Here is a 15,457-nt window from a genome sequence, read left to right as displayed (position 1 = left end):
CCATAGGCGCAGCGCTCACCCGGCCCGGACGCGGTGTCAGTAAGGGGGGCCCTTACTGCTCGCTCAGAGGGCCGTCGTACAAATGAACAAGAGCGTCAAGAAAGCGTTAAAGATTAGGTAAGGTAACGAAGTACCGCCAAGCTGGAACGATCCGGCAGCGCGTGAGGGGAAGGATCGGCCACTGACTGTCCACCAGCTCAATGAACTCCTGTTCATCTGCTCGCTCGTGCTGCTCGTCGCTGTCGCGGCGGTGCGCATCTCGTCCCGCAGCGGGCTCCCCAGCCTGCTGCTGTACCTCGGGATCGGGATCGCCATCGGGCAGGACGGCATCGGCAACGTCGCCTTCGACAACGCCGAGCTGACGCAGGTGATCGGCTATGCCGCGCTTGTGGTGATCCTGGCCGAGGGCGGCCTGGGCACCAAGTGGAAGGAGATCAGGCCCGCACTGCCCGCGGCGGCCGTGCTGTCGACCGCGGGGGTCGCGGTGAGCGTGGGCGTCACGGCCATGGCCGCGCACTACCTGGTCGGCCTCGACTGGCGCCAGGCCCTGATCATCGGCGCGGTCGTCTCCTCGACGGACGCCGCCGCCGTCTTCTCCGTCCTGCGCAAGGTGCCGCTGCCCTCCCGGGTGACCGGCGTCCTGGAGGCCGAGTCCGGCTTCAACGACGCGCCCGTCGTGATCCTGGTGGTCGCCTTCTCCACGGCCGGACCGGTCGACAGCTGGTACCTCCTGGTCGGGAAGATCGCCCTGGAGCTCGCCATCGGAGCCGCCATCGGCCTCGCCGTGGGCTTCGTCGGCTCCTTCGGCCTGCGCCATGTGGCACTGCCCGCCTCCGGTCTCTACCCGATCGCCGTCATGGCCATCGCGGTGGTCGCCTACGCGGCCGGCGCCATGGCCCACGGCAGCGGCTTCCTGGCGGTCTACCTCGCCTCGGTCGTCCTCGGCAACGCCAAGCTGCCGCACGCCCCGGCCAACCGCGGATTCGCCGAGGGGCTCGGCTGGATCGCCCAGATCGGCATGTTCGTCCTGCTCGGCCTGCTGGTGACCCCGACCGAGCTGGTCGACGACTTCTGGCCGGCGGTGATGATTGGTCTCGTGCTGACGGTGGTGGCGCGGCCGCTGTCCGTCCTCGTGAGCCTGCTGCCCTTCCGCATCCCCTGGCAGGAGCAGGCCCTGATGTCCTGGGCCGGCCTGCGCGGCGCGGTGCCCATCATCCTGGCGACCATCCCCATGGTGTCCGGCATCGAGGGCAGCGAGAAGCTGTTCAACATCGTCTTCGTGCTGGTCGTCGTCTACACCCTCGTCCAGGGCCCGACGCTGCCCTGGCTGGCGAGGGCGCTGCACCTGGGCGCCTCCGACGAGGCGGCCGACCTGGGCGTCGAGTCGGCGCCGCTGGAGCGGCTGCGGGGCCACCTGCTGTCGGTGGCCATCCCCGACAGGTCCAGGATGCACGGCGTGGAGGTCGGGGAGCTGCGCCTGCCGCCCGGTGCGGCGGTCACCCTGGTCGTACGGGACGACAAGAGCTTCGTGCCGGCGCCGACGACCGTGCTCAGGCGCGGTGACGAGCTGCTGGTGGTGGCGACCGATCCGGTGCGCGACGCGGCCGAGCGAAGGCTGCGGGCGGTCGGGCAGGGCGGCAAGCTGGCCGACTGGCTGGGCACGGGCGGGCAGGCGTCCCGGTGAACAACGCGGTCTCCATCCCGCTCGGGACCCTTGTACAACGTCTTCCGGCCTGGCCAGCCGCTCTCCAGGGGGCGCGAATCCCAGGTACGGGAGGAGCGCGCCGCTCCTTTCGCAGGAATGAGCGGCCTGCCCCCTGTACCATGAAGGCACACTGATCGACCAACTCTGCCTGACGCAGAGCTGGCGCGACCGTATGGCGGCCGTGTCGTCCCCTCGCTGTGGGACCCGGTATCTACCGCAGTTCCGCGCAAGAGGACAGCTCTCGGCGGCTCCCGGCACCCAGGGGAGCGCTACCAGGCGGCAGAAAGGCACGGCCGTGGCATCCACGGTCACTTCTGACGCTGTGAAGACCGGCGCCGAACGGCGCCCCGGTTACGGACAGCTGCTGCGCACCCCCGGCGCATGGACGTTCCTGCTGCCCGGTTTCGCCGCGCGGCAGCCTTTCGCGATGCTCACCATCGGCATCGTCCTGCTGGTGCAGCACACCACCGATTCGTACGGAAACGCCGGCGCCGTCGCGGCGGTCACCGGCGTCTCGATGGCCCTGTTCGCACCGCAGAGCGGCAAGCTCGCGGACCGCTTCGGACAGCGCGCCGTCCTGGTCCCGGGCGTCCTGATCCACACGGCGTCGGTGTCCGCGCTGACCGCGCTGGCCCTGGCGGGGGCGCCCCTGTGGGCGCTCTTCGCGGCGGCCGTCCCCACCGGCGCCTCGGTGCCGCAGGTCGGCCCCATGGTGCGGGCCCGCTGGGCGGCCAAGCTCGACGGCTCGCCCCTGATGCCGACCGCCGCCGCCTTCGAGTCGGTGACCGACGAGTTCACGTTCGTCGTGGGCCCCGTGCTCGCGACGGCGCTCTGCACCGGCGTGCACCCGGCGGCCGGCCTGATCGCCGAGGCCGCGCTGACCCTGGCCGGCGGCCTGTTCTTCGCCGCCCAGCGCGCCACTCAGCCCGCCCACGGGCATTCTGGCGCCCACCCGCGCGAGCGACACGCCTCCGCGCTGTCCGTGCCCGGCGTAAGGGTCCTGGCGGTGGCCTTCCTCGGCATCGGCTCGGTCTTCGGCGGCATGCAGGTCTCGCTGACCGCGTTCACCGAGGAGATCGGCAACCCCGGAGCCAACGGCCTGCTCTACGGCGTCTTCGCCGCGGGCAACATGCTGGCCGGTATCGCGTGCGGCGCGATCGCCTGGAAGTCCGGGCCGCGCCTCCGGCTGATCCTGGGCTACACGGGCCTGACCGTGGCCGCCTCGCTGCTCTGGACGGCGCACTCCATGCTGCTGCTCGGCGCGCTGGGCCTCATCGTCGGTCTGTGCATCGCCCCCGCCCTGATCTCCGGCTACACGCTGGTCGAGCCGCTGGTGCCCGCCACGTCCCGGACCGAGGCGTTCACCTGGCTGACCGGAGCGGTCGCGCTGGGCCAGGCCGCCGCCGTGACGGTGGCCGGTCAGCTGGCGGACGCGCACGGCGCGAGCGCCGGATTCCTGGTACCTCTCGCCGGTACGGTGCTGGCGCTGGCCACCCTGGCCACGCTCCGTTCACGGCTGGCGCCGCCGGTCTCCGGACGCACCGTCGCACGTGGCGTCGGTCACCGCACGCCGGTCACGGTGGACTGATCCCGCGGAATACGTCACTATGGATCGTCGTTAGCACTCATCGAGTGAGAGTGCCAGGAGGAAGACAAGTGCCGACCTACCAGTACCAGTGCACCGCGTGCGGCGAGGGCCTTGAGGCGGTGCAGAAGTTCACCGATGACGCCCTGACCGAGTGCCCCAGCTGCCAGGGACGCCTGAAGAAGGTGTTCTCCGCGGTCGGCATCGTCTTCAAGGGCTCCGGCTTCTACCGCAACGACAGCCGCGGCTCGTCGTCGAGCAGCACGCCCGCGACCAAGAGCTCGTCCTCGACGACGGCGTCCTCGTCGGACTCCTCGTCGTCCGGCTCCTCGTCGGCCTCCGGCTCGTCGTCGTCCGCCTCGTCGTCGAGCTCCTCCGCGAGCTCCAAGCCCGCGGCGTCGAGCTCCGGCGGCTCCAGCTCCGCGGCCTGACCTTCTCTTCCCGAGGACCCCGCTGTTCGCCACAGCGGGGTCCTCGGCGTACCACCGCCCATTAGGGTGATCGGCATGGCTAACGCAGCGCACACAGGACCCGCGAAGAGCGCGGAACGCGCGGAGATCGGCGTGATCGGCGGCTCCGGCTTCTACTCCTTCCTGGAGGACGTGACCGAGGTCGAGGTCTCCACTCCGTACGGCAGCCCCAGCGATTCACTGTTCTTCGGCGAGCTGGCCGGGCGGCGCGTCGCCTTCCTGCCCCGCCACGGGCGCGGGCACCACCTGCCGCCGCACCGCATCAACTACCGGGCCAACCTGTGGGCGCTGAGGTCGGTCGGCGTGCGCCAGATCCTGGGGCCGTGCGCGGTGGGCGGACTGCGCCCGGAGTACGGGCCGGGCACCCTGCTCGTACCGGACCAGCTGGTGGACCGTACGAAGGCGCGCGTCCAGACGTACTTCGACGGGGAACCGCTGCCCGACGGCACGGTGCCGAACGTCGTGCACACCACCTTCGCCGACCCGTACTGTCCCGACGGCCGCAAGGCCGCCCTGGCGGCGGCACAGGGTCGCGGTTGGGAGGCCGTGGACGGCGGCACCATGGTCGTCATAGAGGGCCCCCGCTTCTCCACCCGCGCCGAATCCCAGTGGCACGCGGCCATGGGCTGGTCGGTGGTCGGCATGACCGGGCACCCGGAGGCGCTGCTCGCCCGGGAGCTGGGGCTCTGCTACACGTCGATGGCGCTGGTGACGGACCTGGACGCGGGCGCCGAGACCGGCGAGGGCGTGTCGCACACCGAGGTGCTGCGGGTGTTCGGTGAGAACGTGGGGCGGCTGCGCGAGGTCCTCTTCGACGCGATCGGCGCGCTGCCGGAGACGGAGAACCGTTCCTGCCTGTGCACGCACGCCCACGACGGCTGGGACCTGGGGATCGAGCTGCCCTGACGCGTCGGCCCTGATGGGCCTGCTGAGGGGTCGGCCGGGTCCGGAGCCCTGGGTCAGGACCAGGCCAGGCGCTCCGGGGGCGGGGGCTCGGGCTGCAGGGGGCGGCTCCTTCGCGGGCCGGACGGTCGGAGCCGGGCCGGAGGGCCTGCGGAAGCGGTGGGCGCACCTGCGGGTGACACGGTTTTCCCCAGGACCGCGGTTGTCCACAGGCGCGAGCGGGATCCGCGGGGAGGCGGGATCGTGAGGGGCGTCGGCGCAAGGCCGGCGGAACCGCTCACGACTCCTCACGGCAGGTGGTGGTTGCCATGTCGTCCACGTTCCCGTCCCCGCCCCCGTCCACATCCCGCTCCTTCCCGTACACCCACTCCCCGGCCTCTTCGCCTCCTTCGCCTCCTTCACCTTCTCCGGTTTCTCCGGTTTCTCCGGTTTCTCCGGTTTCTTCACCTCCTTCGGCTGCCTCGCCTTCCGCACCTCCCTCACCTTCTTCGCCTTCCGAGTCGCCGGTCCCCGAGCGGTGCGTGGTGCCTCAGTTCGCTCCTCTGCGGGTGCGCGGCGGGCGGCACCGATTACGGCACGCGGTGCGGCGCGGGCGGCGCGCCCTGGCGGCCGGGCTGGCCGTGACCGCCGCCGTGCTGGCCGCCTCCGGAATGCCGGGTGCCGATGGAGCGGGAGCATCGGCGGGGGCGGGTCCGCGGGCGGCGCCGTCGCGGGCGAGGCCGGTCGAGGTCGTGTCCGCTCCGGTGCGCATCGCGGACGGCGCCACCGTGCGGCTGCTGCGCCCGGGAGACCGGGTCGACGTGATCGCCGCCACCGACTCGCCGACCCGGCATGACGACGGGGTCCGTGTGGTGGTGGCCGGGGCCCGGGTGGCGGCCATTCCGGAGGCCGCCGGGGCCTCGACGGACGGTGGCGCTCTGATCGTCCTGTCCGTCCCGCGCACCACGGCGGCCGAGCTGGCCGGCGCGGGCACCACATCCCGACTGGCGGTGACACTGTGCTGACTCGCACTGGCTTGCTGTCAAGGGACCCGTCCGAGTGTACGGATTGGACGGTTACGCACTGTGCACGGCGTAATGACTGCGCCAACTGCACATGCGACGAAGGGCACTTCGATGAACCAGGAGAAGAAGCAGAGCCTGCTGGAGGGCTTCAAGGCCTTCCTCATGCGAGGAAACGTCATCGATCTGGCGGTCGCCGTCGTGATCGGCGCCGCGTTCACCAACATCGTCAACTCCCTGGTCAAGGGGGTCATCAACCCAGTGGTGGGCGCCTTCGGGACCAAGAACCTGGAGAACTACCGGGCCTGTCTCAGGGAGCCGTGCCGGGTCAGCGGCAGCGGGGACGTCATCAGCGGCGTCCCGATCATGTGGGGGTCGGTCCTCAGTGCGACGCTCAGCTTCCTGATCACCGCGGCGATCGTCTACTTCCTGATGGTGCTGCCCATGGCCAAGTACCTGGCCAGGAAGGCCGCGCACGACAGGGCGAAGGAAAGCGTCCAGGAGACGATGGAGATCAGCGAACTGGAAGTGCTGAAGGAGATCCGGGACGTCCTCGTCGCACAGCGGGGCCCGCAGCGGAGCGCCCCGTAGCGTCACTCGCTCACAGGTGGTGCGGCGGCTTCTCGTCGAGGAACCGCGCGAGGTCGGAGGCGCTGTCGCCACCAGGAGCCCGCTCACCCCACCCACGGTCCGTATCGTCCGCAGACTGCTGGGTCAGCGGATCGTCGAAGATCAGTTTGGGCGTCGTCTTCTTCGTCGCCTCTTCGGGCGTCGGCCTCGGCGACTGCTCCGGCGTCGGCTCGGTCTTCGAATCGCGCGATCCGGGGGCGGGGGCGGTGCTCATACCTTCAGCGTACGCCGGACCTCAGCGGTCCTCCGGGTCGAGCGGACCTCAGCGGTCCTTCGGGTCGAGCAGCCAGAGACCCAGGACGACGAGGAAGGCGAGCACCAGATACCCGGCGCCCCACCACGCCGTGCCCACGTCGCCCCGCATCCACTCGTCGACCACCACGGTCAGGCCCCACAACTGGCCGATGAGCACGGTGAGCGCCAGCGTCAGGCGTGCCGACAGTTTCGCGGAGCGCTCCGGTTCCTGGTCGGTGCCGGCGCCCGGGCCGGGGCCGGTGTGCCGGACGCGGGGGTCGCCGTAACCGCTGGTGGGGCGGATCTGCGGGTAGCGCTCGTGGACGGGCCGGTTCAGCCGCGGCTGGGCGCTGCCCGGCGTGCCGTCGGGCGTGGGGGGAAGACGCTCCTCACTCATGTCCGCCGGGTCCTCTCCTCGGCTCCGCCCGCTCCCGGACAGCCCAGCCCGGCCGCCATGTCCGGGCGCTCGTCGCCGAGCTGTCTGCACAGCGCGTCCTTGACGCTCTCCGCTGAGCGAGTGGTCCCGACCGCCCAGACGCTGCCGTCGCCCTGTTCGACGAGGAGCACCTTGGGCAGGGGGCGGGGCGGAGGGCCGGCCGTGACCTCCCCCGTACGGGCGTCGAAGACGCCTTCGTGGCACGGGCAGTACAGCTCGCCCTCGCTGCCCCGGTCGTTGCGCCAGAGGACGGCGCACGCCAGGTGGGTGCAGACGGCGGAGTAGCCGACCAGGGTGCCGTCGCCGAGCCGGGCGGCGACCGCCCGGTCGTCCTCCTCGGGGTAGCGGAAGGCGATGGACTGGCCCGGTTCCATCCGGTCGGCGATCTTCTGGGCCGGCGGGGCGGTGTCGCTGTCGCCGTGCCGGTGCAGCACGCCCGCGGCGACGGCCACGCCGCCTGCGGCCAGGCCGCCCGAGACGGTGGCGACGATCCGCAGGTAGTCGCGGCGGGTGGTCAGGGAGTCGGCGGAGATCCGGTCGTGCAGCGCTTCCTGGGCGGCGTCCGCGTCCAGCCTTTCGGCGGGCTGCCGGCCAGAGGGCTGGTCGGAGGGCTGGTCGGAGGGCGGCTGCTGGTGGGTGACGGTCATCGGAGGTCCGCTCCGCCCACCGGACGGCCGTCGGTGACCTGGCCCGGTTCCGGCCGGCCCACGTCCCGTCCGTCGATCTCGACGATGGGCAGGCCGCCCGGGACGGGCCACTGGACCTTGTCGGCGGGTACGACCATCGCCACTCCCGTACGGACGGTGGTGGTGCCGAAGGTGAAGGAGTCGGCGACCTCGACACCGGGGCGCTCCGCCCGGAGCTCGTCGACCGTTCCGTAGAAGAGGGCTCCCGTGGGGCAGACCGTGGCGCACATGGGGGCCAGGCCGTAGGCGGTCCGGTCATAGCAGAGGTTGCACTTCATCTGGAGCTTCGCCCGGAGGTCGATCTTCGGGACGCCGAAGGGGCAGGCGTTCACGCAGTTCGCGCAGCCGATGCAGCGCGTCGTGTCCGCCTGCTGCACGACGCCGTCGGCGGTGACCAGGATCGCGTCCGCCGGACACACCTCCGCGCAGGGGGCGACCGGGTCCTCGCAGTGCATACAGACCGTGGGAAGGGAGGCGACCGAGTGGCCCTCGTCGGGATAGTCGAGGTGGATCATCGATTTGCCGCGGTGCGAGTCGCATTCGCGACAGGCGGAGACACAGGCCTGGCATCCGATGCAGCGCCCCGGGTCGATGAAGATCGTTCTGCCCATCATGGCCGTGTCAGCTCCTCTCCGAGGTTCCCCGGCCCTGCGGGGACGTGGGCGGCAGCGGGTCGGTGCGGGATCCCTGCGTCTCGGGGCAGTCCTGGTGGCCGGGGACGTTGGGTGGTGCGGGGACGGTGTCGACCCGGTCGCCGGGCTCGATGCGGGCCGCGCAGACCTTGTACTCCGGAATTCTCGACCGGGGGTCGAGGGCGTCGATGGTGAGGACGTTCGCCGCGGTGGGCGCCGGCCAGTGGTACGGGACGAAGACGGTGTCGGGGCGGATCGCCTCGGTGACCAGGGCGGGGAACGTCTCGCTGCCCCGGCGGGTGACGACCCGGACCGGGTCGCCGTTGCGGAAGCCGTGGGAGGGGTGGACCTCGACCCAGGGCCGGGGGGTCTGCTCGACGAGGGCGCCCAGGCGCCGGGTCTGGTTGCCGGAGAGGAAGTGGGCGACGGTCCGGCCGGTGGTGAGGGAGAGGGGGAACTCGTCGCTGTACGGGTCCATGGGCGGGTGCCATTCGACGACCTGGAGGTGGACCCTGCCGTCGGGGTGGTAGGTCCTGCCGTCCTCGAAGAGGCGGGGCGTGCCCGGGTGGTCGGTGGAGGGGCACGGCCAGGGGATGCCGCCTGTCTCCTCCAGCCGTTCGTAGGTGATGCCGTAGTAGTCGTTCACCGTCCCGGCGGACGCGACGCGCAGCTCCTCGAACACGTCGCGGGACCCGGTGAAAGCGAACTTGTCGCCCACCCCGAGCCGCTCGGCGAGCCGGCACATCACCCAGGTGTCGGTCCGCACACCAGGCGGAGGTTCCTGGGCCTTGTTGTGCTTGACGACCCGCGCTTCGGCGTTGGCCATGACGCCCTCGTCCTCGGCCCAGACCGTGACCGGAAAGACCACATGAGCGTTGGCAGCGGTTTCGGAAAGGAAGAAATCGAATTGAGCATGGAATTCGAGTGTGTCGTAGCCGTTCTTGACCGTGTCGTAGTGAGGGAGGGAGACGAAGGGGTTGTTGCAGATACCGATCAGGCCCCGGATCTCCTGACGCTCCATCTGCCAGACCATTTCCATCATCGAGGTTCCCGCGGCGGGCAGTTCCTCCTCGGGGATGCCCCAGATCTCGCAGATCTGACGGCGGTGCTCGGGGTTGGTGATCGAGCGGCCGCCCGGCAGGAGGTCGGACTTCTGCCCGTGCTCCCGGCCGCCCTGGCCGTTGCCCTGGCCGGTGAGGGTGCCGTAACCGGCGCCGGGCCTGCCGATGTGGCCGGTCGCGGCGCACAGGTTGATGACCGTCAGGCAGTTCTCGACCCCCTGGGAGTGATGCTCGATGCCCCGGGCATGCCAGGCCATGGCCTTGTCCGCGCCGGCGAACATGCGGGCCACCTGGACGATCTGCTCCTGGGGGACTCCGCAGATCCCGGCGCTCCGGGACGGGGGATAGGCCTCGACGGTCCGTTTCACGTCCTCCCAGCCGGTGGTGTGCCCGGCGAGGTACGTCTCGTCGGTGAGGCCCTCGGCGACGACCACGTTCAGTACGGCGTTGAAGAAGGCCGAGTCGGTTCCCGGTCTGAGCGCCACGTGCACGTCGGCGGTGCGGGCGATCGCCGTCTCCCGGGGGTCGATGACGATGAGCGTGGCACCTCGGTCCCTGGCTCCCCACACGTACTGCGTCATCACCGGGAAGCACTCACCGACATTGGATCCCGCGATCAGCAGGCAGTCGGTGAGGAGGATGTCGGAGAAGGGGTTCCCGGCCCGGTCGATACCGAAGGCGAGTTTGTTGGCGCCCGCGGCGGAGACCATGCACAGTCGCCCGTTGTAGTCGACGTGCCGGCTCTTGAGCGCGACCCTGGCGAACTTGCCCACGAGATAGGTCTTCTCGGTGTACAGGCTGGCCCCGCCCAGGAGGCCGAAGGAGTCATGGCCGTGGGCGGACTGGATACGGCGGATCTCCTCCACCGTATGGTCCAGCGCCTCGTCCCAGCCGACGGTCCGGAACGGCTCGTCACGGGAGCGGCGCAGGAGCGGGGCGGTGAGGCGGTCGGGGTGGTTGACCTGCTGGTAGGCGTTGATGCCCTTGGGACACAGCCGCATCCGGTTGATGTCGTGGTTGCGCGGCTCCACGCCGAAGACCTTGCCCGCGTGGTCCACCCGCAGATACATCCCGCACTGGACTCCGCAGAAGCAGCAGTGGGTGGGGACGAGCGTCTCGCCGGTCTGGTTCGCGTGCCACCGGTCGGCGGGCAGGCTCCCCGCGTCACGGAAGTTCCTGGACCCGGGCGGTGCGATGGAGGGGTCCAGCGGGACGTGCTGCCTCATCACTGGAAACCCTTCTTGACCTCGGTGAGATAGGCGTTGCCGCGCAGCACCCGCTTGCAGCGCGGGCAGTACTCCGCCCACGCGTCGAAGCCGAGCCTCAGGTCGCGCATGGTGCCCCGGAGGTTCTCGACGTAGGGGGCTGTGTCGATGGGCCGGCCGCACCGGCGGCAGGCGAAGATCTGGTCGCCGTCCCCACGGGACGTGTACTTGAACAGCTGCATTCCGACGGCTGCGGGCCGCTGGACGATATGGAAGAACTTCCCGAACGGGATGTAGATGAGCGTGAAGACCACCGACACCATGTGGAGGATCGCCAGGAACTGGTAGCCGCCGCCGTGCAGGAAGATCGACGAGAAGGTGAGCAGGAGACCTGTCACCGAGATGACGATCAGGGCGATCAGCGGGACGAGGTCATAGGCGAAACGCTGACCGGTACTGGCCCCGCGGTCCCGCATGCGCCGCCACAGGAAGTAGGACGCGCCGGGGATGACGAGCACGGCCGCGATGTCCAGGCCGTGGAACATGAGCCAGCCGACGATGTTCAGCGCGTCGAAGCCGAGCACCTCGATGCCCCAGATCCGCATCTCGTACCCGGGTCCCGGACCGGTGGCGGAGGTGAAGGTGAACCAGCCCCAGGTCAGCGGGAAGGTGATCAGCGCAGCCAGGACGCACCCCCAGAAGACGAGCTGATGGGCAGCCCAGCGCGCGTGGGAGCGGGCCCCGAGGAACTTCTGGAAGCCCAGGTAGGTGGCGATCATCCGCGGGAGCGCGGTGGGCGCCCGGCGGAAGTTGGCCGCCGAGAAGAAGCTGCGCCACCCCTCGGAGAAGAGGCGGCGCGCCGCCGGGGCCGAGATCCACACCGTGTAGCGGTGGGCGACGCCGAAGGCGAGGAAGACCGAGGCGACGGCGTAGGGAAGGAGAGCGGAGTCGAAGTCCCGCAGCAGTCTGCTGCCGAGGACGATCGCGAGGATGAGGAGGGCGGAGACGGCAGCACCGACGAGCGAGGCGCGGCGGCGTACGGCGGCCGGAGCGATGGTGCGCCCCGGCGGGGACGGGGGCGGGGGCGCAGGAGCGTCGGCCGGTGAGGAGGAGGGCGGTGCGGCGGGCCGCCGCGCGGACTCGGAGGGCCGTCCGGGAGGCGGATCCCCGGGGCTTCGCGGTGGCTCGGTCACCCAGCCACCGTAGGACCACGCGATACCGATACGCCCCTTTTGGGAATGTCGGGGGTGACGGCTTCCCCCGGATGGCGTTCACGCGGCGTCCGGGCGGCCCCGAGCGGCCCCACCGGCACGGACCGGCGGGATCGCCCCCCTTGCCCCCGGACCGTCACCTGCGGACCCGCGCCCCGAGGCGGCGGGATGGTGTCGCGCCGGCCCCCGGGGCGCGTCACGGTGCCCGTCCCCGATCGCTCTGCTGTGCTGGAGCCATGACCCCCACACCGAGCCGGCGGCCCGAGCGGTCCTCCGGTCCTCCCAGTCGTCCAGGACCTCCAGGGGGGCCGCCGCCCCTGCGGCCCCTGGTGGCGCGGAGCCGCGACGAGGCCCACCGCACCGCCACGCCCCTGGAGCTCTTCTTCGACCTCTGCTTCGTCGTCGCGGTGGCCCAGGCGGGCGCGGAGCTCGTGCACGCCATCGCCGAAGGACATGCCGGCGACGGCATCCTCAACTACGCCATGGTCTTCTTCGCCATCTGGTGGGCGTGGATGAACTTCACCTGGTTCGCGTCGGCGTACGACAACGACGACGTGCTCTACCGGGTGGTGACGCTGGTCCAGATCGCCGGTGTACTGATCCTGGCCGCCGGGGTGTCCACGGCATTCGCACACCATGACTTCCTGCTCGTGTGGCTGGGCTATCTGGTGATGCGACTGGCGCTGGCCTCGCAGTGGCTGCGCGCCGCGCGGGCGGCGCTGGGCCCCGAGCGGAGCGCGGCTCTGCGGTACGCGGGCGGCGTGATGGCCTGCCAGGTCGGTTGGACGGCGCTGCTGTTCGTGCCGGAGGCGGCCCGGGGATGGGTCTTCCTGCTGATGGCGATCGCCGAGATGGCCGTCCCGCCGTTCGCCGAGAAGCACTTCAGCACCAGTTGGCACGCGCACCACATCGCCGAGCGGTACGGCCTTTTCACGATCATCGTCCTGGGCGAGACGATCGCGGCGGCGACGGTCGCGGTGAAGTCCGGCATCGACGAGAACGACGCGCTGGGCGAGTTGCTGCCGATCGCGGCCGGCGGGCTCCTGGTGGTGTTCGCCGCCTGGTGGATCTACTTCGTCGTTCCGGCGCACCACCGGCTGATCACCAACAAGCAGGGCTTCCTCTGGGGTTACGGCCACTATCTGATCTTCGCCTCGGCGGCGGCGATCGGCGCGGGGATCGAGGTCGCCGTCGAGCAGGCGGTCGGCGAGGCCCATCTGTCACCCGCCTCGGCGGCGGCCGCCGTCACCCTGCCCTCGGCGCTCTTCATGCTGTTGGTGTGGGCGCTGCACTCCCGCTACTTCAAGGTGGGCATCGCACAGCAGCTGGTGCTGCCGTGTGCCGCGCTGGCCATGGTGCTCTGTACGTTCGCGGGACGCTGGGCCGTGCTGGCGGCCGGGCTGGTGGCGGCCGCTGCGGTGGGCGTGGGGGTGGCTCTGACCGCGCGGGCGGCCACGGACGCGGTGAACCCGGCACGATGACCGGGCGCGCGTCCGGACCGCCGTGGTACGCAGGGTTCATGGCAACCAATGACGCACAGGTGGACGCATCGGCGGACGGGCTCACGGACACGGCCGCTGACGGGCTGACGGATGTGACGGGCCTGCGGGTCGGTCATGCGCGCGTGCCGGGCGGCGACGCGCTGAGCGGCACCACCGTCGTCCTCGCGCCCGAGGGGGGCGTGATCGCGGCTGTGGACGTACGGGGCGGCGGCCCCGGCACCCGCGAGACCGACGCCCTCGACCCGCGCAACCTGGTCCAGCGGATCGATGCGGTGGTGCTGACGGGAGGCAGTGCGTACGGGCTGGACTCCGCGGCGGGCGTGATGGCCTGGCTGGAGGAGCGGGGGCGAGGAGTGCGGGTGGGACCCGAACCGACGCATGTGGTACCGGTCGTTCCGGCGGCCTGCGTGTTCGACCTGGGCCGGGGCGGTGACTGGAAGGCCCGCCCGGACGCCGCCACGGGCCGTGCGGCGGTGGAGGCGGCGGCCGCCACGGCGGAGGGCGCCCCGGTGGAGTGCGGCAGCGTGGGCGCCGGCACGGGCGCGGTGATCGGCGGGATGAAGGGCGGGGTGGGTACGGCCAGTACGGTGCTGGCGTCCGGAATCACGGTCGCCGCTCTGGTGGTGGTGAACGCCATAGGCTCGGCGATCGATCCGGCAACGGGCGTTTTGTACGGGGCGTACGCGGGCGCACGCCCCCTGTACCCGGATGCGGAGGTACACGCGGCGGCGTCGCGCCGGTTGGCCGAGGCACGGGAGCGCAGCGGTTGGCCGCCGTTGAACACGACGCTCGCGGTGGTCGGGACCGACGCCGGACTGACCCGGGCACAGGCGCAGAAGCTCGCGGGCACGGCGCACGACGGCATCGCTCGCGCCGTGCGTCCGGTGCACCTGATGAACGACGGGGACACCGTGTTCGCCCTGGCGACGGGTGCGCGGACGCTGGACGGCGGGGCACCGCTCGCGCTGAACGGCGTACTGGCGGCCGGCGCCGACGTGGTGACCAGGGCCATCGTGCGGGCCGTGCTGGCCGCCGATCCGGTGTCCGGCCCCGGTGGCGACTTCCCGTCGTACCGCTCCCTGTACGGCGCCGGGCGCCGGACGGGGTAGCCGTCCCGTAAGGGGGCGCGCGGGAACCAGGCCCGTGCGCCCTACGTTTTGTCGAAGCAGGTCGCGTTGTCAGACCCAGGCACTACCTTAAGCAAGCATCAAGTGACACCCGGCGACGGCCTGGAGACCCTCTTGAACGAGCCGAACGATCCGATCCGCGCGAACGATCCGATCCGCGCGAACGATCCGGTCCGCGCGAACGATCCGGTCCGCGCGATCGATTCTCCCGATCCGTACGAGACGCCCGAGTCGCACCTCGAGCGGCTCCTGGGTCGGGCGCTCAACTCCTTCGACCTGCCGGACGCCCTGATAGAGCGTCTGGACTCGGCGCTGGCGCACGCCAGTTCCCTGCATTCCTCGCAGCACAGCGCGGCGCTGCACCGGGCGACGTACCGGCATACGTATCTGCTCATGGACGGCGCCTCGCTGACCCTGTGGGAGCTGGTGCACAACACCGGCCGGGACGGCAGCGAGCAGCACGAGCTGTATGCCGAGGAGGCGGAGGTCCGGCTGGCGGCCTCACGGCTGCCGGTCGGCTTCGCGCGCTTCGGCGGCCCTGACGGCCCCGAGGGGACACGGGACGGGCTGGACATGGATCTGGAGCTGCTGAGCTCGCTGCTGTCCCGCCCTTCGGCGCCGCCGCCCCGCCGCTACGTGCCGGACAACTCCGCCGACCACGCCCGCCGGGTGCTGCGCCGCGCGGAGAACGCGGACCGGCCGGGCGAGGCGGTCGCGGCGCGGCTGCGGGAGTCGTTCGCGCACGACATCAAGCAGGTCTTCGGCAGGCAGTGCAGCGTGGCGGGGAAGGACGCCGGTTTCACCCTGTACGAGCACGCGTTCCTGCTGCTGGACGGGAGTGAGGTGAGCGTGTGGGAGGTCGAGCACACGGCGACGCCGGACGGCCGGCACATGTGCGAGGTGTACGAGCAGGAGCACGCCGCGCGCGAGGCGATGGAACTGCGCGCGCGGGTGCGCTGACACGGGGCCGTCCGTTGGGCCGGCGCCCGGCCCGACCGTCGCGGGCCCCAACCCGACCGTCGCGGGCCCTGGCCCTGCCGTCGCGCGGGACGGCATCGGCCGTCGCGGG

Annotated in this window: 15 protein-coding genes; 9 read left to right on the top strand and 6 right to left on the bottom strand. The window is 71.3% G+C overall.

Going from position 1 to position 15,457, the window contains the following annotated elements:
• Window positions 1-181: 181 nt before the first annotated feature.
• The 6 genes from PUR26_RS25845 (at window position 182) to mscL (ending at window position 6,255) form a co-directional block, all read left to right on the top strand.
• Complete coding sequence (locus tag PUR26_RS25845; RefSeq protein WP_329875884.1) at window positions 182-1,684, top strand: potassium/proton antiporter; 1,503 nt, start codon at window positions 182-184, stop codon at window positions 1,682-1,684.
• 316 nt (window positions 1,685-2,000) lie between these two features.
• Complete coding sequence (locus PUR26_RS25840; RefSeq protein ID WP_329875541.1) at window positions 2,001-3,293, top strand: MFS transporter; 1,293 nt, start codon at window positions 2,001-2,003, stop codon at window positions 3,291-3,293.
• 68 nt (window positions 3,294-3,361) lie between these two features.
• The gene (locus PUR26_RS25835; protein ID WP_329875539.1) at window positions 3,362-3,721 is read left to right on the top strand and encodes an FmdB family zinc ribbon protein; all 360 of its coding nucleotides are present in this window, start codon (window positions 3,362-3,364) and stop codon (window positions 3,719-3,721) included.
• 75 nt (window positions 3,722-3,796) lie between these two features.
• Window positions 3,797-4,666 (top strand): S-methyl-5'-thioadenosine phosphorylase, encoded by an 870-nt coding sequence (locus tag PUR26_RS25830; protein ID WP_329875536.1) that lies wholly within the window; start codon window positions 3,797-3,799, stop codon window positions 4,664-4,666.
• A gap of 521 nt (window positions 4,667-5,187) precedes the next feature.
• A complete protein-coding gene (locus PUR26_RS25825; RefSeq protein WP_329875534.1) occupies window positions 5,188-5,667 on the top strand; it encodes a hypothetical protein in 480 nt (159 codons plus the stop codon).
• A gap of 111 nt (window positions 5,668-5,778) precedes the next feature.
• The gene (gene mscL / locus PUR26_RS25820; RefSeq protein WP_329875533.1) at window positions 5,779-6,255 is read left to right on the top strand and encodes a large conductance mechanosensitive channel protein MscL; all 477 of its coding nucleotides are present in this window, start codon (window positions 5,779-5,781) and stop codon (window positions 6,253-6,255) included.
• A 10-nt stretch (window positions 6,256-6,265) separates the two neighbouring features.
• Here mscL and PUR26_RS25815 read toward each other — a convergent pair whose 3' ends face one another.
• Genes PUR26_RS25815 through PUR26_RS25790 form a run of 6 tightly spaced genes read right to left on the bottom strand, consistent with a single transcriptional unit; the run spans window position 6,266 to window position 11,741 of the window.
• Entirely contained in the window at window positions 6,266-6,508 is a 243-nt protein-coding gene (locus PUR26_RS25815; RefSeq protein WP_329875531.1) for a hypothetical protein, read from the bottom strand.
• A gap of 48 nt (window positions 6,509-6,556) precedes the next feature.
• Window positions 6,557-6,925, bottom strand: a complete 369-nt coding sequence (locus tag PUR26_RS25810; RefSeq protein ID WP_329875529.1) for a hypothetical protein — start codon at window positions 6,923-6,925, stop codon at window positions 6,557-6,559.
• Window positions 6,922-7,611, bottom strand: coding sequence for a Rieske (2Fe-2S) protein (locus PUR26_RS25805; RefSeq protein WP_329875527.1), 690 nt, complete (start codon window positions 7,609-7,611; stop codon window positions 6,922-6,924). The genes PUR26_RS25810 and PUR26_RS25805 overlap by 4 nt, the downstream gene beginning before the upstream one ends.
• On the bottom strand, window positions 7,608-8,264 hold the full coding sequence (locus tag PUR26_RS25800) for a 4Fe-4S dicluster domain-containing protein (protein WP_329875525.1): 657 nt from the start codon (window positions 8,262-8,264) through the stop codon (window positions 7,608-7,610). The genes PUR26_RS25805 and PUR26_RS25800 overlap by 4 nt, the downstream gene beginning before the upstream one ends.
• 7 nt (window positions 8,265-8,271) lie before the next feature.
• Complete coding sequence (locus PUR26_RS25795; RefSeq protein WP_329875523.1) at window positions 8,272-10,569, bottom strand: molybdopterin oxidoreductase family protein; 2,298 nt, start codon at window positions 10,567-10,569, stop codon at window positions 8,272-8,274.
• On the bottom strand, window positions 10,569-11,741 hold the full coding sequence (locus PUR26_RS25790) for an MFS transporter (RefSeq protein ID WP_329875521.1): 1,173 nt from the start codon (window positions 11,739-11,741) through the stop codon (window positions 10,569-10,571). The genes PUR26_RS25795 and PUR26_RS25790 overlap by 1 nt, the downstream gene beginning before the upstream one ends.
• A gap of 254 nt (window positions 11,742-11,995) precedes the next feature.
• Here PUR26_RS25790 and PUR26_RS25785 point away from each other — a divergent pair, with 254 nt between their 5' ends.
• The 3 genes from PUR26_RS25785 (at window position 11,996) to PUR26_RS25775 (ending at window position 15,348) form a co-directional block, all read left to right on the top strand.
• A complete protein-coding gene (locus PUR26_RS25785; protein WP_329875519.1) occupies window positions 11,996-13,240 on the top strand; it encodes a low temperature requirement protein A in 1,245 nt (414 codons plus the stop codon).
• A gap of 38 nt (window positions 13,241-13,278) precedes the next feature.
• A complete protein-coding gene (locus tag PUR26_RS25780; RefSeq protein WP_329875517.1) occupies window positions 13,279-14,370 on the top strand; it encodes a P1 family peptidase in 1,092 nt (363 codons plus the stop codon).
• Window positions 14,371-14,541: 171 nt separating this feature from the next.
• Window positions 14,542-15,348, top strand: a complete 807-nt coding sequence (locus PUR26_RS25775; protein WP_443077179.1) for a DUF6227 family protein — start codon at window positions 14,542-14,544, stop codon at window positions 15,346-15,348.
• Window positions 15,349-15,457: the final 109 nt, after the last annotated feature.

It is taken from the genome of Streptomyces sp. SP18CS02 (assembly GCF_036322365.1).
GTDB lineage: Bacteria > Actinomycetota > Actinomycetes > Streptomycetales > Streptomycetaceae > Streptomyces.
Note: the sequence above shows the minus strand (reverse complement) of the source record. Positions and strands in the feature narration are given on the sequence as shown.